Origin of the sequence: Marinobacter bryozoorum (assembly GCF_023156245.1) — a bacterium.
In the GTDB taxonomy this organism is placed as follows: domain Bacteria; phylum Pseudomonadota; class Gammaproteobacteria; order Pseudomonadales; family Oleiphilaceae; genus Marinobacter; species Marinobacter bryozoorum.
The window spans coordinates 1-23,571 of sequence record NZ_JAKZAH010000008.1 but is presented as its reverse complement, the minus strand read 5'-3'; the positions used below and the strand labels follow the sequence as shown (position 1 = coordinate 23,571).

Below are 23,571 nucleotides of genomic sequence, written 5' to 3'. Positions count from 1 at the left end.
GAACAGCGGGCAGCGAATGCCCAACCGCAAGGCGCTTGGCGACCAGGCCGAGGCAGTTGCCGGGCGCTATCTGCAAAGCAAAGGCGTGAGGATACTGGAACGCAACGTCTACAACCGGGGCGGCGAGATTGACCTTATCGGACAGGATGAGGAAACCCTGGTGTTCTTCGAAGTCCGCTTCCGCAAACAGGGCGGACTGACTGACGGGGCTGAATCCATTGGCTGGCGAAAACAGCAAAAGCTGCTTCGCGCCGTATCATTCTACCTGCACCGGCACGGACTCTGGGATCACCCCTGCAGGATCGATGTGGTCGCCATCGCACCCGGCACCACCCACCAGTACCGCATCCGCTGGATCAGAAACGCAATTCAGGCAGATCTATGAACAGCAGTGAAGACAACATCAGCCACTGGTTTGCCAACCATATGGAGCACACGGCGATGGCAGGCAGCCTTGCGGCCCCCCTAATTCCTGCCGCCGCTGACCTCATCGTGCAGACATTGCTGAATGACGGCAAGGTCCTGGCATGCGCCAACGGCAGCGCCAATACCCTCGCTCAATATCTCTGCACCAGCCTGCTTGGCCGCCTTGACCAGGACCGCCCCGGGCTTCCAGCGGTAAACCTGGGCGCCGATGCGACCACCTATTCCGCTATCTGTCGCGACAACCGTTTCAATGAAACCTTTGCCCGGCAGGTAACCGCGCTGGGCAAGCCCGGCGACACGTTGATGGTGTTCGTGGATGACGGCCATAAGGCCAACCTGATCCAGGCCATCCAGGCCGCACACGACCGGGAAATCAATGTCATTGTCGTCAGCGCCCGGGAGAAAACCGATATCAGCACCCTGCTCCAGACTCCTGACCTTGAGATCACCCTGAACGACCTGGACCCGGTTTCCGCGACACCCATAATGATGCTGATCACGGGTGCACTCTGCCGGCTGGTCGAGCACAACCTGTTTGGAGGATAGGATTGGGGGTGACCAGGAATGCCGGACGTGGCACAGCGACCGGACAGCGCCGGTCGCCACGAAATGACAAAGGGAAAGCTACAAAGAAAGGGTTATTTAACGACTTTCAGGCTCGGCCGACCACTGGGCCGTTCACCCTCGGACTTACCTTCCCGGTCGGAGTCTGTCGACCTGGCGGTTCCATCCGGGTCCGGAGAGCCAGGCTCACTGCCAAAGACCATCCCCTCACCATTCTCACGGGCATAGATCGCCATTACTGCCTGCAAAGGAATATATACCTGCATGGGTACGCCGCCAAAACGGGCGCTGAACTCCAGGGCATCGTCCCCGATAATCAGCGCCTTTACTGCTGAGGGGCTGACATTGAGAACGATCTGCCCGTTGGCAACATGGTCAGCCGGCACCTGGACCCCCTGAATACTGGCATCCACCACGATATGCGGCGTGCAGTGATTATCCAGGATCCAGTCATTGAAGGCCCTCACCAGGTAAGGGCGACTGGAGCTCATTGTCACCTTGTGCTCAGACACATTGCTCTCCCGGACCGGAAGGGCGCCGATCAGCGACGCCCTTGTCAGTTAACTGCGGATGTCTTCTTCCAGGTCAGACAGGCTTGCCTTGAAACCTTCCCGACTGAAAATCCGCTCCATATACTTGGTAATCTGCTTCGACTGCTTGGGATCCAGCTCAATACCCATGGCAGGCAGACGCCACAGGATCGGCGCGATACAGCAGTCTACAATCGTGAACTCCTCGGACAGGAAGAATGGCATTTCGCCAAACAACGGTGCCGTCGCCTGCAAGCTCTCACGCAACTCCTTGCGGGCGGCATCAACACCCTTCGCCGAGGGTTCTTCCAGAATCCTGTCCACCAGCCCGCACCAGTCTTTCTGGATACGATGAATCATCAGGCGGCTATTGGCCCGCGCGACGGGATAGACCGGCAGTAACGGTGGATGGGGGAACCGCTCGTCGAGGTACTCCATCATGATATTGGGCTCATAGAGCACCAGGTCACGGTCTACCAGGGTAGGAAGAGCGTTGTACGGATTAAGGTCCGCCAGTTCCTCGGGCGGGCTGTCGGGATCGACGTCCACCACATCAACGGTTACACCCTTTTCGGCAAGCACAATACGAACCCGATGGCTGTAATGGCTGGAAGGGTCCGAGAAAAACGTCATTGATGACCTCTTGGTCACAACGCCCATAGAACGACTCCAAGATAAGATAAGACCAATACCCGTTGCTGAACGCAAAAAACCAGCGGGCCATAAACAGCCCGCTGGATACTGTCAGCGTCGATTATACGCTAAAACGTCAGTGTACGTCTTTCCAGTACTCGCGATTGAGCAGGTACGCAAAGATGAAGAACACGGCAACGAAGATCAGGACCAGGATACCCAGACGCTCCCGCTCTACCTTGACGGGATCGCCCATGTAGGAAAGGAAGTTGGTCAGGTCATACATGGCCGCATTGAATTCGCCTGGCTCCATGGAGCCCTCGATAGCCCAGTCATCACAGATGTCCGTGCCGCGCACGTTGCCACTGAGCGGGTCAACACTGGGATTTGTTCCAATCTTCGGGGGCACGGCGCAAAGACCCTGCTGCGCAACCATAACATGGGGCATACCCACATTATCGAACACAGCATTGTTCACACCGAGCGGGCGAGAATCATCCTTGTAGAAAGCCCGGAAGTAGGAATACAACCAGTCTTCGCCACGAACCCGGGACACCAGGGTGAGGTCGGGCGGCGCATTACCAAACCAGCCTGCCGCCTGATCCTTGTCCATGCCGATTTCCATCAGCTCGCCAATCTTGGCGCCGGTAAAGATCAGGTTTTCCTCGAACAGCTCAGCAGGGATCTCCAGATCGTCGGAAACACGCTTGTAGCGGGCGTATTCCATAGAGTGGCAACCTGCACAGTAGTTCATAAAGGTCGCCGCACCACGCTGCAGGGAAGCCTTGTTGGTGTGATCCGCCTCCATGGTATCCAGGGGTACGCCCGGGGCGGCTGCCAGCGCCAGGGCTGGCAGGACTGTCATGAAAAGACCCAGAATCAGCTTTTTCATCCTGTCACCCTCTCTGGTACTGGCTTGGTTTTTTCCATGCGTGTGTAGAACGGCATGAGAATGAAATACAGGAAGTAGAACGTTGTCAGGATCTGAGCCACCATGGTGCGCCCTTCCGTTGCCGGCACGATGCCCAGGTAACCCAGGATCACGAAGCTGACCGCAAAGATCGCCAGGGCAATCTTGCTCAGCCAACCCTTGTAACGGATAGAGCGAACCGGGCTTCGATCCAGCCATGGCAGCACGAACAGGATGGCAATGGCAGCACCCATAACCACAACGCCCCAGAACTTCGCGTCAAGGCCGAACAGGTCTACCGTTACCGCTCGCAACATGGCGTAGAAAGGTGTGAAGTACCATACCGGCGCAATGTGATCTGGCGTCTTCAACGGGTTGGCCGGCTCAAAGTTCGGCTTCTCGAGGAACAGACCGCCCATCTCAGGGAAGAAGAACAGCACCAGGAAGAACACGAAGAAGAACACGGCCACGCCAAGCAGGTCGTGCACGGTGTAGTACGGATGGAACGGGATACCATCTTTCGGGATGCCGTTTTCGTCCTTGTTCTTCTTGATATCGATACCGTCGGGGTTGTTTGAGCCCACTTCGTGCAACGCCAGGATATGCAGAACAACCAGGCCAAGCAGGACAATAGGCAGGGCCACCACGTGCAGGGCGAAGAAGCGGTTCAGGGTAATACCGGAGATCAGGTAGTCACCACGAATCCACAGGGAAAGGTCGTCACCGATAACGGGGATCGCACCAAACAGGTTAACGATAACCTGGGCACCCCAGTAGGACATTTGCCCCCAGGGCAGCAGGTAGCCCATGAAGGCTTCAGCCATCAGCACCAGGTAGATCAGCATACCGAAGATCCAGATCAGCTCACGGGGCTTCTGGTAGGAGCCGTACATCAGGCCCCGGAACATGTGGAGGTAAACCACCACGAAGAAGGCCGAAGCACCGGTGGAATGCAGGTAACGCAGCAGCCAGCCCCACTCCACATCACGCATGATGTATTCGACGGAGGCAAAGGCACCTTCTGCTGAGGGGTTATAGCTCATAGTGAGCCAGATACCCGTCACCAGCTGGTTCACCAGGACCAGCATGGCCAGGGAGCCAAAGAAGTACCAGACGTTGAAGTTTTTCGGCGCGTAGTACTTCGCCAGGTGCTTGTTCCACGCGTCAACGACTGGCAGACGCTCATCAACCCAGTTAATCAGCTTGTTCATTACGCAGCCCCCTCAGGATCCAGACCGACGGTCAGGGTGTTTTCGTCGTCAAACCGGTGGGGCGGTATTTCCAGGTTGGTCGGAGCCGGCTGGTTGGGGTATACCCGACCGGCCAGGTCATACCGTGAGCCGTGACAGGCACAGTAGTAACCGCCAAGCCAGTTTTCACCCAGATCGGCCGGAGCCACTTCCGGACGAAACTGGGGTGAACAACCCAGGTGAGTGCAGATACCGATCAGCACCGCATAGTTTTCGTTGAGAGAGCGCAGCTCACCGGTCACGTACTCCGGCTGTACAGCATCCTCGGACAAGGGGTCCTTGACCCGATCGTTCATCTCCCGGATACGCTCAATCATTTCATCTGTGCGGCGGACAACCCACACCGGCTTACCCCGCCATTCTACGGTCATTTGCTGACCCGGCTCGAGCTTGCTGACATTGGCGGTGACCGGTGCGCCTGCCGCTTCCGCCTTGGCACTGGGATTCCAGGACGCCACGAACGGAACAGCCGCACCGACGACGCCGATACCCCCAACAACCGAAGTCGCGCCGATCAGGAATCGGCGTCGGCCCTGGCTAACGTCGCCATTGTTCATTATGGTTTTCTCCCATCAGGCAATGTAGTGAACGCCCATATCAGGCCGCGCACACATTGAAAAAGGACTTCACAACCCAAAATTATAAGCGCACAAATGGTAATGAAATTACCGGCTCCTTACAAGCCGAGAACCCGCCTGCAGACAACAATCTCGCGACCGGGCGTGACCTGAATCAAAACCGTGCAACCAATAAAAAACCCGGCACGGGGCCGGGTTTTTGCACGCTCTCCGGAATCCGGATTAACGCTTGGAGTACTGCGGACGCTTACGCGCCTTGCGCAGACCCACTTTCTTACGCTCAACCTGGCGAGCGTCACGAGTGACGTAGCCGGCCTTGCGAAGCGCGGGGCGCAGGGTCTCGTCGTAATCCATCAGGGCACGGGTCAGGCCGTGACGGATCGCGCCCGCCTGGCCACTGGTGCCACCGCCAGCGACGGTAATCTTGATATCGAAACGATCAGTGGATTCCGCCAGAACCAGCGGCTGACGAACGATCATGCGCAGGGTCTCACGACCGAAGAACTCTTCGATCGTGCGTCCATTGATAGTGATGTTACCGCTTCCCGGCTTGATAAAGACGCGAGCCGTGGAATTCTTGCGGCGACCAGTACCGTAATTTTGTGTTACAGACATATCCGCCTTCCGTTAGATGTCGAGTTCTTTGGGCTGCTGGGCTGCATGGGGATGCTCAGCACCGGCATAGACTTTCAGCTTCTTGAACATGGCGCGACCGAGGGGACCCTTCGGCAGCATGCCCTTCACAGACTTCTGGATGATCTGCTCGGGCGCCTTGTCGATCAGCTTCTCGAAGTTGATGGACTTGATACCACCGGGAAAGCCGGTATGGCTGTAGTACATCTTGGCATTGGCCTTCTTGCCGGTCACCCGGACCTGGCTTGCGTTGATGACTACGATGTAGTCGCCAGTGTCGACGTGAGGGGTGTACTCAGGCTTATGCTTGCCCCGCAGACGACGGGCGATCTCGGTTGACAGACGACCCAGCGTCTTGCCGGCTGCGTCTACAACGTACCAGTCACGCGTTACGGTTTCTGGTTTCGCACTCAGAGTCTTCATTGAATCCGCCTTGAACGCTACAAAAAATAAACGTTTAAAAACCCGCACGTCGGCACTGTGGGAGTGGCGCCAGACCGGGTTTTATACCTGTTGGCCAGCCAATCTGTTCGATTGACGGCTCGGGACAATGCCGTTCGGGGCTGAGACGACACTATCACCATGAAAAGCCAGGGCGCGGAGTATATATTAACCAACCCGCTGTGCCAAGCCTTTCGCCGATCCCGCTCAGATCGACGGCCATCCGTAGAGGCGCCCCACATTCTGCGCCAGCTGCTCCGCCAGGCGCTCCTCCCCTTGCCCCTTAAGCTCCGCCAGCGCGGTCAGTACTTGCCGAAGGTTAGCAGGCTCGTTGTCGCCCCTGGCAACGCCGGCAGGCGGCATATCCGGGGCATCCGTCTCCAGCACCATGGCCTCAGCAGGCAGGCGGGGCACCGCCCCACGGGTCTTGCGAGCACGGTCATGGGTAATCACACCACCAATCCCGAGGAAGCACCCCAGATCCACCAGCGCCTTGCCTTGCTGATAACTGCCGGAAAATCCATGTACCAGAACCGGCACGTCCGGACGGCTGCGACGCAGCACCGCTGCCACCTCATCGTGGGTTCGCACCGAGTGAACCACAAGGGGCAGCCTCAGCGACCCTGCCAGCGCCACCTGTGCCTCGAACCAGGGCATCTGGGCGTTCAGCTCACCGCGGAGGCGGTCAAGCCCGCACTCACCCAGACCCACGCACCGATCACCAGCCCTGCGCAGGGCTGACTCCAGGTCATCAAGGGCCGCATCTCCATGCTCTTCGACAAACCAGGGATGTATGCCCAGGCAATACCACCAGTCGTCACACCCGGCGGCAACCTCCTGTACCCGGCGCCAGTCAGGCTGCCGCACGCCCGGAACCACCAGCCGGGTCACACCAGCCTGGCGGGCTCGCTGCCAGACCTCCTGGCGACGACCGTCAAAAACCGGAAAGTCGAAGTGGCAATGGGCATCGACCAGTTGCATGACTCCTCCGCAGACCTGGCGCCCGGTCAGTGCTCCCGCGTCTTGTGGAACTGAACGTCGGGATAGCGCTCCTGCGCCAGCTGCAGGTTAACCATGGTAGGTGCAATATAGGCCAGCCGGTCAGCGCCATCCAGGGCCAGGTTGTCATTGGCCTTGCGCTCGAACTCGTCCAGCTTGCGGGGATCGTCGCAGGTCACCCAGCGGGCCGTCGCCACGTTGATGGGCTCGTAGATGGCCTCCACCTTGTATTCGCTCTTCAGACGGCTGACCACCACATCAAACTGCAATACACCGACGGCACCCACGATCAGGTCGTTATTGCGCATGGGGCGAAACACCTGCACAGCACCCTCTTCTGAAAGCTGGATAAGCCCCTTCTGAAGCTGCTTGGTTTTCAGTGGATCCTTGAGACGGATGCGGCGGAACAGTTCCGGCGCAAAGTTCGGAATACCGGTGAACTTCATATTCTCGCCAGCGGTGAACGTATCCCCCAGCTGAATGGTGCCATGGTTATGCAGGCCGATAATGTCACCGGCATACGCTTCATCGGCATGCTCCCGATCACCGGCCATAAAGGTCAGCGCGTCGGAGAAGCGTACTTCCTTGCCGATCCGCACATGGCGGGCCTTCATTCCTTGCTGGTATTTACCCGACACAATTCTCAGGAACGCCACCCGGTCACGGTGCTGGGGATCCATGTTCGCCTGGATCTTGAAGACAAAGCCCGAGAAGCGGTCCTCGGCCGGCTCAACCGTCCTTACATCTGTCTCCCGGGGCAGCGGCGAGGGCGCCCACTCCACCAGTCCGTCCAGCATATGGTCCACACCAAAGTTGCCCAGGGCTGTACCGAAGAAAACCGGGGTCAGCTCACCCGACATGAACAGCTCATGATCGAACTCATGGGAAGCCCCCTTGACCAGTTCAATCTCGTCCCGCAGATCGTCAGCGTAGTTGCCGATGGCCTCGTCAAGCTCGGGATTGTCCAGGCCGGAAATTACCCGCCGGTCCTGAATGGTATGCCCCTGCCCGGTCTGATAGAGAATGACCTCGTCCCGCAACAGGTGGTAAACGCCCTTGAAGCCCTTGCCCATGCCAATCGGCCAGGTAATAGGCGCACAGGCGATCTTGAGAACGTCCTCTACCTCATCCATCAGTTCCACCGGATCACGGGTATCCCGGTCCAGCTTGTTCATGAAGGTGAGGATTGGCGTGTCCCGCAAGCGGGTGACCTCCATCAGCTTGATGGTTCGCTCCTCGACCCCTTTCGCGGCATCGATGACCATGAGGCAGGAGTCCACCGCGGTCAGTGTGCGGTAGGTGTCTTCCGAGAAGTCCTCGTGGCCCGGGGTATCCAGCAGGTTCACCAGCCGGCCACCATAGGGGAACTGCATAACGGAGGTGGTCACGGAGATACCACGCTCCTTCTCCATCTCCATCCAGTCAGACTTGGCGTGCTGGCCTGACTTCTTGCCCTTGACGGTCCCGGCCTTCTGGAGAGCCTGGCCAAACAGCAGCACCTTCTCGGTGATGGTGGTCTTACCGGCATCCGGGTGCGAGATAATGGCAAAGGTGCGCCTGTTGGACACTTCGCTGGCAATTTTACTATCGGACATAGCCTCACGCCTGGTTGGTCTGAATAGCCGGAGGGACGTTATGCGGGTAACGGCCCGCCAGGGTCAGTGGTGAAAAGCTGCGCATTTTCGCTGATCAGCGGGCAGGATACAAACGCTTCAGGCTGTAGGATCGGCAGGCCCGGCAAGCCCCAGCGCCATGACCACCGCATCCTCTCGCCCGGCGCCATCCGGATAATAGCCCGGACGCTTCCCGACGACGACAAAGCCTTCGCTCTGATAGAGGTGCCGGGCCGGCTGATTGCTCACGCGGACCTCCAGCACCAGCCGCTGCAGCCCACGGCGAGCCCCATCCATCAACAGTTCACGCAGTAACCGCCTGCCATAGCCCAACCCGCGACTGGCTGGCCGGGTACACAGGTTGAGCAGGTGGGCCTCGTCAAACAGGGTGGCAAGCACGGCATAGCCCTCAAGCCGCCCTGCCTGCTCTATGCCGATCACCTGGTAACCGGAGCGAAAGGCATCCCGGAAGACACCCTCGCTCCACGGGTGCGAATACCCCTGGTGTTCGATATCCAGTATGGCCGGGAGATCGCCCTGAACCAGCGGCCGCACCCTCACCGCGGGATAATGCTCCGCCGTCCTGCCGGGCAGGCGCATCAGCCGGCCTCGACACTCTGGAGTGATCGCCACAAACGCCGCTTACTGGCAGGATCCGAAGATAACGCCGCAAGGCTATTAGGAAACGAAACCGCAGCCTCCCCCAGCGGCGCCAACAACGACCGCCACAAAACGGCGTCGCCGGATTCGGGGTTATCCGGCTCCAACCCCAGCCAGAGCTGTCGCGAAACCTGGACGTCCTTAGCCAGGGCGCCCAGGACCTCCACCGCGCCTGCAGCATCGTTGCCCGGCACCGCAGGATTGCTGAACACCGGCCAACGCAAGGTCTCGGTGCGCTCTACGGTATCGCCCAACGCCTTCAGGATATTCGTCGCCAGCCGGTCTTCGAGACCGTACCCGGCCTCATGCGGACTGCTACTCACAAGCAACCAGCGGCCTCCATGCCAGAAACGCCAGTGCAACGACACCGCCTTACCGGCCAGCATGCTACCAGCGGAACTGACCTCCACCGCCTGCGCAGTCTCTTCCACGTCAGGGACTGCAGGCGGAGGTGAGGCAACCGCCTCCGACGATGAAACAGCAGGCGGCTCATTGCCTTTGGTTTCCCGTACCCGGCGTGAACCATCTTCCGCAAGCAAACCCTGAAGACGGGCAAGCCCCTGACGGGATGCAGCAGAAGGCGTCCGCTGGGGTGGCGATGAAGCTGTCCTGGCTAACTCTGTTACAGACTCTGCACCTTCAATCTCAGTCCCGCCTTCTTCACCGAAGTCGTATTCCGGGCTGGGTGCTGCACCGGGCAGCGGTGACCTGGCGTACCACAACCGCACGCCGGCCACGCCGAGGGCAAACTGGCGAAGCTCTTCATTCACAGGCCACCTCCTCCGCTGGTTCCGGGCATGCGCCAGGCACTGCAGAAACAGGAACATGGAGATGGAGGTAGTGCATGAACATGGACTCCCAAGGATTCCCAGCGGGCTCACCGGCCAAAAGCGCAGTATAGCAGCGCCATCCCGGCGTCGTTACCCCCGTGACAACGACCAGCCCCGCTAGCCAAACTACACATCAAAAAATTATAAAAGCCATTTTCTTGTATCACGAAGTACTTGAGCAAACTTCCACCAGCTCCCCCAAAAAAAGACTTTTATCAATTATGAAAGCAACTTACCGATTCATGACCACACTGAAAACCTTCAACTTGCTAACCAATCTACGACCAAAAGCGATACATAAATCAATTTTCATATTATTGACGAGTGTCAATTAGGGCCTATACTGATACCACACTTCGCCTGACTACAGGCCACAAGAACAATGGAGCTCACCATGTCCCAAGACAGCATCCTCCTTACCATCGAGCAAGGAGTCGCCAGCATCACGCTCAACCGTCCCGAGAGCCTGAACAGCTTCAATGCCGAGATGCATGAAGCCCTGCGCACCGCCCTCGAAACGGTACGCCAGGACGATTCCGTTCGCGTTCTGGTATTGACCGGGGCCGGCCGCGGCTTCTGCGCCGGCCAGGATCTGGGCGATCGCAACGTGGCGCCCGGCGAGGCTGCGCCGGACCTCGGTTACTCCATTGAAACCTGGTACAACCCGTTGATCCGCACCCTGCGAGACCTTCCGGTGCCAGTGATCTGTGCCGTTAACGGCGTTGCCGCAGGTGCCGGCGCCAATATCGCCCTGAGCTGTGACATTGTGCTGGCCGCCCGCTCCGCCAGCTTTGTACAGGCGTTCTGCAAGCTGGGACTGGTACCCGACTCCGGCGGCACGTGGATACTGCCCCGCCTTGCCGGCATGGCCCGCGCCAAGGGCATGGCCCTGCTGGGCGACAAGATCAAGGCGGAGCAGGCAGAAGCCTGGGGCCTGATCTGGCGTTGCGTGGATGACGAAGCCCTGGCAGAGGAAACCCGCCAGATGGCCGAACACTTCGCCAGCCAGCCCACCGCCGGCCTGGCGCTGATCAAACAGGCGCTGAACGCCAGCACCACCAATACCTGGGATGAGCAACTCGACCTGGAAAGGGACCTGCAGCGCAAGGCAGGCCAGAGCGAAGACTACCGGGAAGGCGTGGCCGCTTTCATGGAAAAACGACAGCCCCAATTCAAGGGCCGTTGATTCAAAGGGGCGCCCGATTGCGCCCCGCCACCCGCTTCAAACCAATTCACGGGGAGCCAACAACAATGACCGAAACCGACCCCCAGACCCTGGCAAGACAGTGCGCCGACGCGATGTTCAGTCGCGACCATGCCAGTCAGAACCTGGGCATGCAGATAACAGCCATTGGCCCCGGCACCGCCACCCTGACCATGACTGTCGACGAGCGCATGATCCAGGGCCACGGCAACTGTCACGGGGGCTATCTGTTTACCCTCGCCGACTCAGCGTTCGCCTTCGCCTGCAATACCTACGACAAGGCCACGGTTGCGGCCGGGTGCAGCATTGAATACATGGCCGCTGGCCAACTCGGCGACACCCTCACTGCGATCGCCACTGAGCGTGCAAGGGGTCGCCGTACCGGCGTCTATGACATTGAAATCACCAACCAGGATGGCAGGACCGTCGCACTGTTCCGCGGCAAGTCCTATCAGGTCCAGGGCAGCGTTCGCGAACAGGGCGAAACGCAATAAAAACGATCAAGCGGACCCGTCACTCATCAACAAGTCCAAACCGGGAATAGCATCATGACCTTACCCATGCAAAAAATCGGTCCCCTCGACCCCCTGGAAACCGCCAGCATTGACGAACTGCGCCACGAACAGCTTCAGCGCCTGCGGTGGAGCATCAACCACGCCTACACCAATGTGCCGTTTTACCGGGAAGCGTTTGACAAGATCGGCCTCAAACCGATGGACATCAACACCCTGGAGGACCTGGCCAAGGTTCCGTTTACCATGAAAGGCGACCTGCGGGACAACTATCCGTTCGGCATGTTCGCCACTCCCATGGAGCAGATTGTCCGGGTCCACGCCTCCAGCGGCACCACCGGCAAGCCAACCGTAGTGGGCTACACCCAGAAAGACATCGACACCTGGGCCAACGTGGTCGCCCGCTCCATCCGCGCCGGCGGTGGCCATGCCGGTGACAAGGTCCATGTGGCCTACGGCTACGGCCTGTTTACCGGCGGCCTGGGCGCCCACTATGGCGCCGAGAAGCTCGGCTGCACCGTAATCCCCATGTCCGGCGGCCAGACCGAGAAGCAGGTGCAACTGCTCAAGGACTTCCAGCCGGACATCATCATGGTCACGCCGTCCTATATGCTGAACCTGGCGGACGAAATTGAGCGCCAGGGCATCAACCCCCACGACCTGCCCCTGCGCCTGGGCATCTTCGGGGCCGAACCCTGGACCAATGCCATGCGGGTAGAGATCGAAGAGCGCCTGGGCATCGACGCCCTGGATATCTACGGCCTGTCCGAGGTGATGGGGCCCGGCGTGGGCATGGAATGCATCGAAACGAAGGACGGCCCCACCATCTGGGAAGACCACTTCTACCCCGAGATCATCAATCCGGAAACCGGCGAAGTGCTGGCCGATGGCGAGTATGGCGAGCTGGTGTTCACTACCCTTACCAAGGAAGGCCTGCCGATCCTGCGCTACCGCACCCGCGACCTGACCCGCCTGCTGCCGGGCACCGCGCGCCCCATGCGCCGCATCGACAAGATCACCGGCCGCAGCGACGACATGCTGATCATCCGTGGCGTAAATGTATTCCCCAGCCAGATCGAGGAGCAGATCCTGAGGGTTCAGGAGCTGTCACCCCATTACGAGATCGAGGTCTACAAGGACGGCAACCTGGACTGCATGGACATTCGCTGTGAGCTCAAGCCGGAGCATGGCAGTGCCGATGACGGCGAGCGGGAAAAATACGCCAAGACCCTCGCCCACAACATCAAGTCGTTCATTGGCATCAGCACCCGCATCACCATCACCGAGCCGAACCGCCTGGCACGTTCCGAAGGCAAGGCCAAGCGGGTCTTTGATCGTCGCTAGTAACCAGGAAGAGTAACGAGTCATCGTGTAGAGCAGACCTCCTGTTGCTCTGACCTTGCCCCGTTCACACGGGGCTTTTTTTCTACTTAGGGCGTCATTTTTGACACATAGGCCTTCAACCAATGTATCAGGAATGAAAGACCGAGACGAAACACCAAAAATCTCGATAAAACCTCGATATAGAGCCTATCGAATTGACCATTATCTGGTTATGACGAGATGATCTTAAAGAAAACATGATACAGAAATGATACGCTTGATATTTCACAAGGTATCATAAATAATTGTTCAAACGTCCAGCAGGTCTTGTGGGCTGAGGAGATTCAGGTGCGCACCAGCGGTGTCGCACCCGCCCGGGAACAAGAACCTATTTACCGGAACCGGAGGTACACCATGTACGCACAGCTCGTTGAAACCGGCGCCAAGCGCGTCAAGTCCCTCGAGGAGATGTCTCCCGAGGAGCGCGAGTTCCAGCTCAAGATTGACGCTGAAACCAAGATCGAAGCCAAGAACTGGATGCCGGAGGGGTACCGCAAGACCCTGGTCCGCCAGATCTCCCAGCACGCCCACTCGGAAGTGGTCGGCATGCTGCCGGAAGGCAACTGGATCACCCGCGCACCTACCCTCAAACGCAAGCTCCAGTTGATGGCCAAGATCCAGGATGAGGCCGGCCACGGCCTGTACCTGTACAGCGCCATGGAGACCCTGGGGGCGGACCGAGACGAAGAAATCGACAAGCTCCACGAAGGCAAGGTGAAGTACTCGTCGATCTTCAACTACCCGACCCTGAGCTGGGCAGACATGGGGACCGTCGGCTGGCTGGTGGATGGCGCTGCCATTGTCAACCAGGTCGTGCTGCAGCGCACCTCCTACGGCCCATACTCCCGCGCCATGATCCGCATCTGTAAGGAAGAGAGCTTCCACCAGCGTCAGGGCTACCAGATCCTGCTGGACCTGATGCGTGAAGGCACCGAGGAGCAGAAGCAGATGGTGCAGGATTCCATCAACCGCTTCTGGTGGCCCTCACTGATGATGTTCGGCCCGTCTGATGACCAGTCTCCGAACTCCCAGCAGTCCATGGCCTGGAAGATCAAGCGCAAGAGCAACGACGAACTGCGCCAGATGTTTATTGACCAGACGGTTCCGCAGCTTGAATTCCTGGGCTGCACCGCGCCGGACCCGGACCTGAAATGGAACGAAGAGCGTGGTCACTACGACTTCGGCGAAATCGACTGGCAGGAATTCTACGACGTGCTCAAGGGCAATGGCCCGTGCAACAAAGAGCGCGTTGAAACCCGCAAGAACGCCATCGACGGTGGCGCCTGGGTACGGGAGGCCGCCAAGGCCTACGCCGAGAAACAGCAACAAAAACAGCAGAACGCTGCCTGAGAGGAGATAGATTATGGCTGACTGGCCCCTTTACGAAGTTTTTGTACGCAGCAAGCACGGCCTCAACCACAAGCACGTAGGCAGCGTTCACGCCGCTGATGCGGAAATGGCCATGGAAAACGCCCGCGACCTGTACACACGTCGCAGTGAGGGTGTCTCCATCTGGGTGGTGCCATCCTCCGCGATTACCGCGTCTTCCCCGGACGAGAAGGAAATCCTGTTCGATCCGTCGGATGACAAGGTTTACCGTCACGCATCCTTCTACAAGCTGCCCGACGAAGTCGGCCACATGTAAGGGAGACCGGCATGAGCAAGACAATGACACAGCAAGAGGCGTTGCAGGAATACCTGCTGCGCCTGGCAGACTCCGACATGATCCTTGGCCAGCGCCTGTGCGAATTGTGCGGCAAGGCCCCGGCGCTGGAAGAAGAGATGGCGCTGATGAACGTCGCCCTCGACCTGGTGGGCCAGGCGCGCAACTGGTACGAGTACGCGGCGGAACTCATCGATGATGGTCGCAGTGCCGACGAGCTGGCGTTCCGTCGTGATGCCCATGACTACCGCAATGCCCTGATGGTTGAGCAGCCCAACGGCGATTACGCCGTCACCATGGGGCGCCAGTTCTTCTTCGACGCCTGGCACTACTTCACCATCGCCGCGCTGACCAAGGCGCCTGATGAGCGTATCGCCAGCATCGCTGCCAAGGCCGCCAAGGAGGTTCAGTATCACCTGCGTCGTTCCTCCGAGTGGGTCAAGCGCTTTGGTGACGGCACCGAGGAAAGCCACCAGCGGATGCAGACCGCCGTGGATGACCTGTGGCGCTTTACCGGTGAAATGATCGAGGCTGACGAGGTCGAACAGACCCTGTTCAAGGCCGGTATTGGCCCGGACCCGGAGCAGCTGGTCGCTGACTGGAAAGGCCTGGTGAACGAGGTTCTCGCCGAGGCCACCCTGACCCCACCACCTGAAGACGCCTGGATGTACCGCGGCGCCAAGGTGGGTCACCACACCGAGCATCTGGGCTTTATCCTGGCCGAGATGCAGTTCCTGCAAAGGGCCTATCCGGATGCCAAGACCTGGTAAACCTGAGCCGCGCTCCCTGCTGGAAGACCAGCCGGTGATCGCCAGCGACCGCATTCCCGCCCGTGACCGCAGCAAGCCGGTCACCGAGGCGGACGTCTGGGCCTTGCTCGACGAAGTAAAGGACCCGGAAGTGCCAGCGGTCAGCGTGGTGGAGCTGGGCATGGTCCGGCGCATTGCCGAGGAAGGCGGCGAGTGGGTGGTGGACGTAACCCCCACCTACTCCGGCTGCCCGGCCACCGAGATGATCGAGGATTCCATTGAGGAGGCCCTGCAACTGGCCGGCATCCGCAATGGCCGGATCCGCCGGGTACTGACCCCGGCCTGGACCACAGACTGGATCACCGAGGAGGGCCGGCGCAAATTGCAGGAATTCGGCATTGCCCCGCCGGTGGGCAGCTCCAGCAAGCTGACTCTCAAAGGTGTGGAGGAAGTCATCACCTGCCCCCACTGTGGCAGCGACCATACCGAACGGGTCAGCGAGTTTGGCTCCACCGCCTGCAAGGCCCTCTACCGGTGCCTCGACTGCCGTGAGCCCTTTGACTACTTCAAATGTATCTAGAGCAGAACAATTATGAACAAGTTCTACCCTCTCACCATTCGTGAAGTCCGGCCGGAAACCCGGGACGCCGTATCCCTGAGTTTTGACCTGCCGGAAGACCTGAAAGAAACCTTCAACTACCACCAGGGCCAGCATCTGGTGCTGCGCACCACCCTGGACGGCGAGGAAGTCCGTCGTTCCTACTCCATCTGCACTGGCGTGAAGGATGAGGAACTGCGCATCGCCGTCAAGAAGGTGCCCGGCGGCCGCTTCTCTACCATCGCCAATGAGCAGCTCAAGCCAGGCCAGACCCTGGAAGTCATGCCACCTCAGGGCCACTTCTATGTGGAACTGGACCCGGAGCGGGAAGGCGAGTACCTGGCCGTGGCCGCAGGCAGCGGCATCACACCGATCCTGTCTATCGTGAAAACCACGCTGGAAGCCGAGCCGAAGAGCAAGGTCACCCTGTTCTACGGTAACCGCTCCACGGCGACCACCATGTTCCGGGAGCAGCTGGAAGACCTGAAAAACCGCTTTATGGGTCGTTTCAACCTGGTCTTCCTGTTCAGCCGTGAGGAGCAGGATATCGATCTGTACAACGGCCGCATCGACTCCGACAAGTGTGATGCCCTGTTTGATCACTGGCTCAGCGCCGACAAGCTCACTGCCGCCTTCATCTGCGGTCCGCAGATCATGACCGAGACCGTGCGCGACTCCCTGCAGCGCCATGGCCTGGCGAAAGACAAGGTCCACTACGAGCTGTTCACGCCCGCCGGCGGCGGCAAGGCGCCCCGCAAGGACCGGGCAGAAACCACAGTGGATCCGGCAGCCGTGAGCGAAGTCACTGTCCGTGCCGACGGCCGTGCGCTGACCTTCGACCTGACCCGCAACACCGAAAGCATCCTGGATGCCGGTAACGAGATGGGTGCCGACCTGCCCTTCTCCTGCAAGGCCGGTGTCTGCTCCACCTGCAAGGCCAAGGTGGTAGAAGGGGAAGTGGAAATGGACGCCAACTTTGCACTGGAAGACTACGAAGTGGAGGCGGGCTACGTGCTCTCCTGCCAGTGCTATCCGGTCAGCGACAAGGTCGTGCTCGACTTTGACGAAGTGTAAGAACCGTTTGCAGTAGTCTCAGAGCCGGCGCCCGCGCCGGCTTTGCTTATCCTGAGACACATTCAGATAACAACGTAATTCCGGGAGAACGCCAATGTCAGTCCTACAGAGTTATATCGCAGGCCAGTGGTTCGGTGAGACCGCCGCAAAGGCCCTGCCCAGCGCCGTCAACGGCGAAATCGTCGCCCACACCCACGAAGAAACCATCAACTTCGGTGAGGCCGTCGACTACGCCCGCAACACTGGCGTGAAAAGCCTGCTGGCCCTGGACTTCCAGCAGCGCGCCGCCATCCTGAAGGAGCTGGCCATCTACATCCAGGGCCGCAAGGATGAGCTCTACGCCACTTCCCTCCACACCGGCTGCACCAAGGCCGATTCCTGGATCGACATCGACGGTGGCTTTGGCACCCTGTTCACCTATGCCTCCACCGGCCGCAAGGAACTGCCCTCCGGCAACGTGGCCCACGAAGGCCCGGTCAACCAGCTGGGCAAGAACAACCACTTCAACGGCACCCATATCCTGGTGCCCCGTCGTGGTGTGTCTGTCCACATCAACGCCTTCAACTTCCCCATCTGGGGCATGCTGGAGAAGTTCGCGCCGGCGTTCCTGGCGGGCATGCCCTGCATCGTCAAGCCGGCAACCGCCACCAGCTACCTCACCGAAGCCGCAGTACGCGTTATCAATGACTCCGGCCTGCTTCCGGAAGGCGCCCTGCAGCTGATCATCGGCGGTACCGGCGACCTGCTCGACCGTCTGGAGGAGCAGGACTTTGTCACCTTTACCGGCTCTGCCAGCACTGCCCTGAAGTTGAAGAACCATCCCAACATCATGGCGAAGAGCATCCCCTTCAATGCCGAGGCGGATTCCCTCAACAGCGCCATCATGGCCCCGGACGTCACCCCGGATGACGACGAGTTCGACATCTTCGCCAAGGAAGTCTCCAAGGAAATGACCGCCAAGGCCGGTCAGAAATGTACCGCCATCCGCCGTGTACTGGTGCCGGCCGAGCACCTGGACGCCCTGGCTGACCGTATCAAGGAGCGCCTGGGCAAGCTCACCTTCGGCAACCCCGCCGAGGAAGGTGTACGCATGGGGGCCCTGGCTTCCCAGGACCAGCTGCGGGACGTCAACGACGCCATCGATCGCTTGCTGGAATCCAGCGAATGCGTCTACGGCAAGACCGAAGGCCTGAAACCCGTCGGTAACGGTGTAGAAAATGGCGCGTTCATTGCCCCGCACCTGCTGATCAACCGCAACCCGCTGAACGACGGCGGCGCCCACGACATCGAGGCCTTCGGCCCGGTCGCGACCCTGATGCCCTACAACGGCATCGAAGAGGCCCTGACCATTGCCGCCAAGGGCAAGGGCAGCCTGGTCACCACCCTGACCACCAAGGACCCGGCCATCGCTGCGGAAATGATCCCGGTACTGGCCGCCCAGCACGGCCGCCTGCAGATCCTCGACGCAGAAGCATCGAAAGAGTCCACAGGCCACGGCTCCCCGCTGCCCATGCTCAAGCACGGTGGCCCGGGTCGCGCCGGCGGCGGTGAGGAACTTGGCGGTATCCGCGCGGTACACCACTACCTGCAGCGTACAGCCATCCAGGGCTCTCCCACCATGGTGTCCGCAGTGACCCGCGAATACGTCCGCGGCGCCAAGGTCATCGAAAACGACATCCACCCGTTCCGTCGCCACTTCGACGACCTGCAGGTGGGCGAGTCCCTGCTGACCCACCGTCGCACGGTAACCGAGGCGGACATCGTCAACTTCGGCTGCCTCTCCGGCGATCACTTCTACATGCACTTTGACGAAATCGCCGCGAAGGAAACCCAGTTCGGCCGTCGTATTGCCCACGGCTACTTCGTCCTGTCCGCTGCCGCTGGCCTGTTCGTCTACCCGGGTGAAGGCCCCGTGCTGGCCAACTACGGCCTCGACACACTGCGGTTCATCACCCCCGTAGGCGCCGGCGACACCATCCGCGCCCGCCTGACCTGCAAGCGCAAGATCGACCAGGGCCGTACCTCTCCCGAGGGTCACCCCCAGGGCGTGGTCATGTGGGACGTGGAAGTAACCAACCAGAACGACGAGCTGGTAGCCAGCTATGACATTCTGACGTTGGTGGCCAAGAAGCAGTAAGTTTGGGGTTGGGGAGTTAACCGCTCCCCACTCCCCGAGCTGGGCAAACGAGCCAATAAAAAGCCGGACTGGCTAACAACCAGTCCGGCTTTTTTTGTGAGCCCCCCCCCAGTGTCAGAAGGACAGGGACCGGGTAGGGCGTTCCGGGACCTTCGAAAACATGGACGTTTTCGAAGAGCCTCCAGGGACGGATTCACGGCGTGTCGCGGAACGCCCTACCCGGGCACTGGCCCTGCACCCAATCAATAGGGCCACAAATCACATCCCGAGATAGGCCTCCCTGACCTTCTCGTTACTGAGCAACTCCCGCCCGGTACCCTCAAGCACCACACGACCAGTCTCCAGCACATACCCCCGGTCAGCCAGCGCCAGGGCCTGCGACGCATTCTGCTCAACCAGGAACACCGTAATGCCCTCCTCCTTCAGCTCACGGATGATCCCGAAAATCTCCTCCACGATCAGCGGCGCCAGCCCCATGGAAGGCTCATCCAGCAGCAACAGCCGCGGCTTCGCCATCAATGCCCGACCGATCGCCAGCATCTGCTGCTGCCCACCGGAAAGCTCACCGGCAAGGTTGTCCCGCTTCTGCTCCAGGATCGGAAACTTGCCGTAAACCTTCTGCAGATCCCGCTCCACCTCAGGCCCCTGCTTGCGGGTATAAGAGCCAAGACGAAGATTGTCGTGCACGCTCAGATCCTTGAACACCTGGCGGCCCTCCGGCACCTGGACGATGCCATTGGAAACCCGCTTGTCCACCGGCATACGGTTCAGGTCCTGGCCCTCGAACGTCATCTTCCCGCTATCGAGGGGCTGAAGCCCCGAGATAGCCATTAGCAACGTCGACTTGCCGGCGCCATTGGCGCCCACCAGCGACACAATCTCACCGGAGTGGATCTTCAGGTCGATCTCGTGCAGCACCTCAATCTGGCCATAGGAGGAGACCAGCCCTTCAATGCCCAGCATCTCCTTGCCGGTTTCAGGACGACTGGTGGGGTGTGACAGCCCCAGCCCACCGAAGCGCTCGGGCGTATAGCTGACGATCTGGTGTCGCAGCTCCCGAAACTCATCCCGGACCCGGTCACCGAACAGGGGATCGTTCTGCTGATCCCGCGCCTCGGCGATTTCCGTCCAGTCCGCTTCGCTGAGCACCTCCTTCGCCCGGGGGATCACTACCCCCTCTTCCTTCTTGATGTGCTTGCGCAGTGCCTGGGTAAAGCGGCTCAGGGCGTGGCTGAAGTCTTCGCGGCCATTGGGCCAGCCCCTGACGCAGGTTGCCAGTAGTTCGCGAAGCTCATTGATCTTCTCGTGGCCGATCACATAGCCGCGCTCCAGCTTGTCCAGCAGCGGGCCACTTTCCGGTGACTTCTCGCGAAGCTTCTTGTACAGCACGATCTCCGTGGGCTGGCTGTGCACCCGGTTTGAGAAATGCTGGATATAGTCAAAAATGGTATTGAACAGCACCTCGTCCGGGCGCTGATCGTTGACATTCATGTCCTGCTGAAGCTGCTCCAGCAGATCGATTACCCGCCACAGTCCCTGGTGCTCGCGGATGATGATGCCGACTGCCTGTTCGCTGCGCGACCGGGCAGGAGTCGTGGTCTGGTTCTGTTCACTCATGATGCTTGCCCTTTCACTCAGCCACCCAGGTAGGCAGCGATGACATCTGGGTTATTGCGGATTTCCTCAGGGGTGCCCTCAGCCAGCTTGCGACCATAGTTGATCACCAGCAGACGGTCGGAGATACCCATCACCAGTTTCATGTCGTGCTCTACCAGCATGACCGTCACCCCCTGTTCCGCCACCTTGCGGATCAGCTCTTCCAGCTCCGCCGTTTCGGTGCCGTTAAGACCGGCAGCCGGTTCGTCGAGCAACAGGATTTTCGGGTCCGCCGCGAGGGCACGGGCAATCTCAAGACGCTTGAGGGCGCCGTAAGACATGGCCGAGGCCTCCGTATTGAGATACTCGCCACAACCCACAAACTCCATCAGCTCTTTCGAGCGCTCACGGCACGCCTTTTCCTCACGCAGCAGCGAGGGAAGCCGGAACATGGAAGTGAGCAGGTTGGAACGAATCTTCAGGTGGCGCCCCAGCATTACGTTTTCCAGTGCCGTCATGTTCATGCAGATCTGCATCTGCTGGAAGGTACGGCACATACCCCGTTCTGCCAGCCGGTTGGGATCCATACCCACCACGCTCTCACCGTTGAGCGTAATCTCGCCCCGGGTGGGCGTGTAGAAGCCGGTGATCAGGTTGAAGAGGGTGGTCTTGCCAGCACCGTTAGGCCCGATCACAGAATAGATCTGCCCCTGCTCCACCGAGAATTCGAGCCCCTCAATGGCATGCACGCCGCCGAATTCCTTGTCGAGGCCTTTGACATCGATCATGACCGTCATGCCTTACCTCCCGACGACTTCCCGAGCTTGTTGCGAATGGCGTTCATGGCCGTCGGGTAAAAGCCCTTGGGCATGAAAATCATGGTGGCCATCAGAATGAAACCAAAGATCGCTGTCTCGTACTCCTGGAAACCGGCCAGGAACTGGGGCAGCAGCTTGAGTACCACGGCACCCAGGATGACACCCATGGGCGAGGCCATGCCGCCCAGCACCACCATGGTGATCAGTACGATGGAGTAATCAAAGCCTGCAATGGCGGGAGTGATAAAGCCGGTGAAGTGAGCAAACACACTCCCCATGATACTCGCGTAAACCGCCGAGATAACGAAGACCATGCTCTTGTAGCGCGCGGTATCCACACCCACCGTACGGGCGGCAATCTCGGAACCGTGGATGGACCGCAAGGCCCGGCCAAGGGGGGAATCAATCAGGTTCTGAGCGATGACAACCGCAACCAGCAGCAGGACCCCGGCCACCAGGTACCAGGCAATGTGGCCCGGAATCTCCAGACCGAACATGGAATACAGTCCGAACGTGCTCAACTCCCAGCCAAACAGACTGAATGGAGCGACCACCATGCCATCCGGGCCACCAGTCAGTTCACTCTCGTTATTGATAATAATCGCGATGATAAAGCCAACCGCCAGGGTGGCCATGGAGAGATAATGACCTTTCAGCTTCAGGATGGGACGCCCCACAATCCAGGCGATAAGTCCTACTACTGCAGCCGCCACAAGCATCGCCAGTAGCGGAGGCCAGCTCCAGGTCGTCGTCGCAACGGCGCTGAAATAGGCACCCATGCCATAGAAGCCGGCATGGCCGAGACTGATCTGCCCAGCATATCCCACCAGCAGGTTCAGACCCACCACGGTCGCGGCAATAATCAGGATCTGGGTTGCCAGGTCAAAATAAAACGGGTTCTCCATCAGGAGAGGAATCACAAAAACGATGACGGCGAGCACCAGCACGTAGTTCATCCGCCATTCAAGGAAACGATCAAACATTACACACGCTCCACGGTTCGGCCGCCGAACAGACCACGGGGCATGAAAAACAGGACCAGGAGAATCATGGAGAAGGCAACGGCATCCTTGTATTCCGAAGAGATGTAACCGGCCGTCATGGCCTCGACCACCCCAAGCAGAATGCCTCCAACGACAGCACCCAGGCCACTACCCAGGCCACCCATGGCGGCCGCCACGAAACCTTTGAGCGCAAGCAAAATACCGATGTCATAGGCGGTGAAGGTGATAGGAGCGACGGTAACCCCGGCGACGGACCCCAGCAGTGCGGACAGACCGAAAGCCAACATCAGTACCATCTGGGTTTTCACACCCACCAGTTGGGCTGCCAGCTTGTTCATCGAGGTACCAAGAATAGCGCGACCGATCAGTGTTCGGGTAAAGAACAGGATCAGGGCCACAACCAGTACCGCACCAACACCCAGCACCCACAGGCTCTGGGAATTCAATACGGCACCGCCCAGACGAATCGGCTCATCACCACTGAAGGCCGGGACGACGTGATAGTCCTTACCCCATACAACCTGGGCGATGCCGCGAATGAAGATCGATGCACCGATCGTGATAATGATGAGCGTGACCACATCGGCATTCCTGGCCGGCGCGATCGCCAGGCGCTGCAGGGCAATACCCACCAGGCAGGCCAAAAGAACGGCGAGGATGATAGCGAAGAACATGGGAATACCCAGCCCTGCGTAAACCGCTGAAGGTTGCCACCCATTCCACGTGAAGCCTGCCACCCGGACCGGAGCAAGGCTGCCACCCATCG

Annotated in this window: 26 protein-coding genes and 1 pseudogene; 11 read left to right on the top strand and 16 right to left on the bottom strand. The window is 59.6% G+C overall.

The annotated features are described in order from the left end of the window. The first annotated feature begins 16 nt into the window (after positions 1 to 16). Together MLC59_RS06720 and MLC59_RS06715 are read left to right on the top strand one after the other, a co-directional pair. Entirely contained in the window at positions 17 to 385 is a 369-nt protein-coding gene (locus MLC59_RS06720; RefSeq protein WP_248232656.1) for a YraN family protein, read from the top strand. Further along, positions 382 to 972 carry a D-sedoheptulose-7-phosphate isomerase gene (locus MLC59_RS06715; protein WP_248232427.1) on the top strand — a complete coding sequence of 197 codons (591 nt, stop codon included), beginning with the start codon at positions 382 to 384 and terminating at the stop codon, positions 970 to 972. The genes MLC59_RS06720 and MLC59_RS06715 overlap by 4 nt, the downstream gene beginning before the upstream one ends. Positions 973 to 1,064: 92 nt before the next feature. Here the strand turns inward: MLC59_RS06715 and MLC59_RS06710 are convergent, their stop codons facing one another. The 11 genes from MLC59_RS06710 to MLC59_RS06660 form a co-directional block, all read right to left on the bottom strand. Further along, complete coding sequence (locus MLC59_RS06710) at positions 1,065 to 1,481, bottom strand: ClpXP protease specificity-enhancing factor (protein ID WP_248232655.1); 417 nt, start codon at positions 1,479 to 1,481, stop codon at positions 1,065 to 1,067. A 69-nt stretch (positions 1,482 to 1,550) separates the two neighbouring features. Beyond that, positions 1,551 to 2,180, bottom strand: a complete 630-nt coding sequence (locus tag MLC59_RS06705) for a glutathione S-transferase N-terminal domain-containing protein (RefSeq protein WP_248232419.1) — start codon at positions 2,178 to 2,180, stop codon at positions 1,551 to 1,553. A 109-nt stretch (positions 2,181 to 2,289) separates the two neighbouring features. Further along, positions 2,290 to 3,045 (bottom strand): cytochrome c1, encoded by a 756-nt coding sequence (locus MLC59_RS06700; protein ID WP_248232417.1) that lies wholly within the window; start codon positions 3,043 to 3,045, stop codon positions 2,290 to 2,292. Continuing rightward, a complete protein-coding gene (locus MLC59_RS06695) occupies positions 3,042 to 4,274 on the bottom strand; it encodes a cytochrome b (protein WP_248232415.1) in 1,233 nt (410 codons plus the stop codon). Before MLC59_RS06695 ends, MLC59_RS06700 begins: the two co-directional genes overlap by 4 nt. Further along, entirely contained in the window at positions 4,274 to 4,870 is a 597-nt protein-coding gene (gene petA, locus MLC59_RS06690) for a ubiquinol-cytochrome c reductase iron-sulfur subunit (RefSeq protein WP_091853407.1), read from the bottom strand. The genes MLC59_RS06695 and petA overlap by 1 nt, the downstream gene beginning before the upstream one ends. Positions 4,871 to 5,113: 243 nt before the next feature. Continuing rightward, positions 5,114 to 5,506, bottom strand: coding sequence for a 30S ribosomal protein S9 (rpsI, locus tag MLC59_RS06685; RefSeq protein WP_248232414.1), 393 nt, complete (start codon positions 5,504 to 5,506; stop codon positions 5,114 to 5,116). A 12-nt stretch (positions 5,507 to 5,518) separates the two neighbouring features. Beyond that, complete coding sequence (gene rplM, locus MLC59_RS06680; protein ID WP_248232413.1) at positions 5,519 to 5,947, bottom strand: 50S ribosomal protein L13; 429 nt, start codon at positions 5,945 to 5,947, stop codon at positions 5,519 to 5,521. A gap of 225 nt (positions 5,948 to 6,172) precedes the next feature. Next, complete coding sequence (locus tag MLC59_RS06675) at positions 6,173 to 6,946, bottom strand: TatD family hydrolase (RefSeq protein WP_248232405.1); 774 nt, start codon at positions 6,944 to 6,946, stop codon at positions 6,173 to 6,175. Between the two features lie 26 nt (positions 6,947 to 6,972). Continuing rightward, positions 6,973 to 8,559, bottom strand: coding sequence for a peptide chain release factor 3 (prfC, locus tag MLC59_RS06670; protein WP_248232403.1), 1,587 nt, complete (start codon positions 8,557 to 8,559; stop codon positions 6,973 to 6,975). Positions 8,560 to 8,676: 117 nt separating this feature from the next. Next, entirely contained in the window at positions 8,677 to 9,177 is a 501-nt protein-coding gene (gene rimI, locus MLC59_RS06665; RefSeq protein WP_248232397.1) for a ribosomal protein S18-alanine N-acetyltransferase, read from the bottom strand. Further along, on the bottom strand, positions 9,177 to 10,007 hold the full coding sequence (locus tag MLC59_RS06660) for a hypothetical protein (RefSeq protein ID WP_248232390.1): 831 nt from the start codon (positions 10,005 to 10,007) through the stop codon (positions 9,177 to 9,179). Before MLC59_RS06660 ends, rimI begins: the two co-directional genes overlap by 1 nt. A 454-nt stretch (positions 10,008 to 10,461) precedes the next feature. Between MLC59_RS06660 and paaG the strand changes: the two genes are divergently transcribed. From paaG to paaZ, 9 genes are all read left to right on the top strand, one after another. Continuing rightward, on the top strand, positions 10,462 to 11,253 hold the full coding sequence (paaG, locus tag MLC59_RS06655) for a 2-(1,2-epoxy-1,2-dihydrophenyl)acetyl-CoA isomerase PaaG (RefSeq protein ID WP_248232387.1): 792 nt from the start codon (positions 10,462 to 10,464) through the stop codon (positions 11,251 to 11,253). 65 nt (positions 11,254 to 11,318) lie between these two features. Beyond that, positions 11,319 to 11,765, top strand: a complete 447-nt coding sequence (gene paaI / locus MLC59_RS06650; protein WP_248232385.1) for a hydroxyphenylacetyl-CoA thioesterase PaaI — start codon at positions 11,319 to 11,321, stop codon at positions 11,763 to 11,765. 54 nt (positions 11,766 to 11,819) lie between these two features. After that, the gene (gene paaK / locus MLC59_RS06645; RefSeq protein ID WP_248232384.1) at positions 11,820 to 13,127 is read left to right on the top strand and encodes a phenylacetate--CoA ligase PaaK; all 1,308 of its coding nucleotides are present in this window, start codon (positions 11,820 to 11,822) and stop codon (positions 13,125 to 13,127) included. Positions 13,128 to 13,520: 393 nt separating this feature from the next. Then, positions 13,521 to 14,516: a 1,2-phenylacetyl-CoA epoxidase subunit PaaA gene (gene paaA, locus MLC59_RS06640; RefSeq protein WP_248232383.1), complete on the top strand. Its 996-nt coding sequence runs from the start codon at positions 13,521 to 13,523 to the stop codon at positions 14,514 to 14,516. A gap of 13 nt (positions 14,517 to 14,529) precedes the next feature. Then, on the top strand, positions 14,530 to 14,811 hold the full coding sequence (gene paaB, locus MLC59_RS06635; RefSeq protein ID WP_091853431.1) for a 1,2-phenylacetyl-CoA epoxidase subunit PaaB: 282 nt from the start codon (positions 14,530 to 14,532) through the stop codon (positions 14,809 to 14,811). 23 nt (positions 14,812 to 14,834) lie between these two features. Further along, a complete protein-coding gene (gene paaC / locus MLC59_RS06630; protein WP_248232654.1) occupies positions 14,835 to 15,599 on the top strand; it encodes a 1,2-phenylacetyl-CoA epoxidase subunit PaaC in 765 nt (254 codons plus the stop codon). Continuing rightward, positions 15,583 to 16,158 (top strand): 1,2-phenylacetyl-CoA epoxidase subunit PaaD, encoded by a 576-nt coding sequence (gene paaD, locus MLC59_RS06625; RefSeq protein ID WP_248232381.1) that lies wholly within the window; start codon positions 15,583 to 15,585, stop codon positions 16,156 to 16,158. The genes paaC and paaD overlap by 17 nt, the downstream gene beginning before the upstream one ends. A gap of 12 nt (positions 16,159 to 16,170) precedes the next feature. Next, positions 16,171 to 17,250 (top strand): 1,2-phenylacetyl-CoA epoxidase subunit PaaE, encoded by a 1,080-nt coding sequence (gene paaE / locus MLC59_RS06620; RefSeq protein WP_248232375.1) that lies wholly within the window; start codon positions 16,171 to 16,173, stop codon positions 17,248 to 17,250. Positions 17,251 to 17,344: 94 nt separating this feature from the next. Beyond that, positions 17,345 to 19,387, top strand: a complete 2,043-nt coding sequence (paaZ, locus tag MLC59_RS06615) for a phenylacetic acid degradation bifunctional protein PaaZ (protein WP_248232368.1) — start codon at positions 17,345 to 17,347, stop codon at positions 19,385 to 19,387. A 258-nt stretch (positions 19,388 to 19,645) separates the two neighbouring features. Here paaZ and MLC59_RS06610 read toward each other — a convergent pair whose 3' ends face one another. The 5 genes and pseudogenes from MLC59_RS06610 to MLC59_RS06590 all read right to left on the bottom strand — a co-directional run. Then, entirely contained in the window at positions 19,646 to 20,350 is a 705-nt protein-coding gene (locus MLC59_RS06610; protein ID WP_248232653.1) for an ABC transporter ATP-binding protein, read from the bottom strand. A gap of 204 nt (positions 20,351 to 20,554) precedes the next feature. Continuing rightward, positions 20,555 to 21,004, bottom strand: a pseudogene (locus tag MLC59_RS06605) (hemerythrin domain-containing protein); the annotation flags it as partial. Between the two features lie 17 nt (positions 21,005 to 21,021). Continuing rightward, positions 21,022 to 21,780: an ABC transporter ATP-binding protein gene (locus MLC59_RS06600; RefSeq protein ID WP_248232359.1), complete on the bottom strand. Its 759-nt coding sequence runs from the start codon at positions 21,778 to 21,780 to the stop codon at positions 21,022 to 21,024. Next, positions 21,777 to 22,784 carry a branched-chain amino acid ABC transporter permease gene (locus MLC59_RS06595; RefSeq protein WP_248232356.1) on the bottom strand — a complete coding sequence of 336 codons (1,008 nt, stop codon included), beginning with the start codon at positions 22,782 to 22,784 and terminating at the stop codon, positions 21,777 to 21,779. The genes MLC59_RS06600 and MLC59_RS06595 overlap by 4 nt, the downstream gene beginning before the upstream one ends. After that, positions 22,784 to 23,571, bottom strand: a 788-nt coding sequence (locus tag MLC59_RS06590) for a branched-chain amino acid ABC transporter permease (RefSeq protein WP_248232354.1), incomplete at its 5' end; no start/stop codon positions are given. The genes MLC59_RS06595 and MLC59_RS06590, both read right to left, overlap by 1 nt.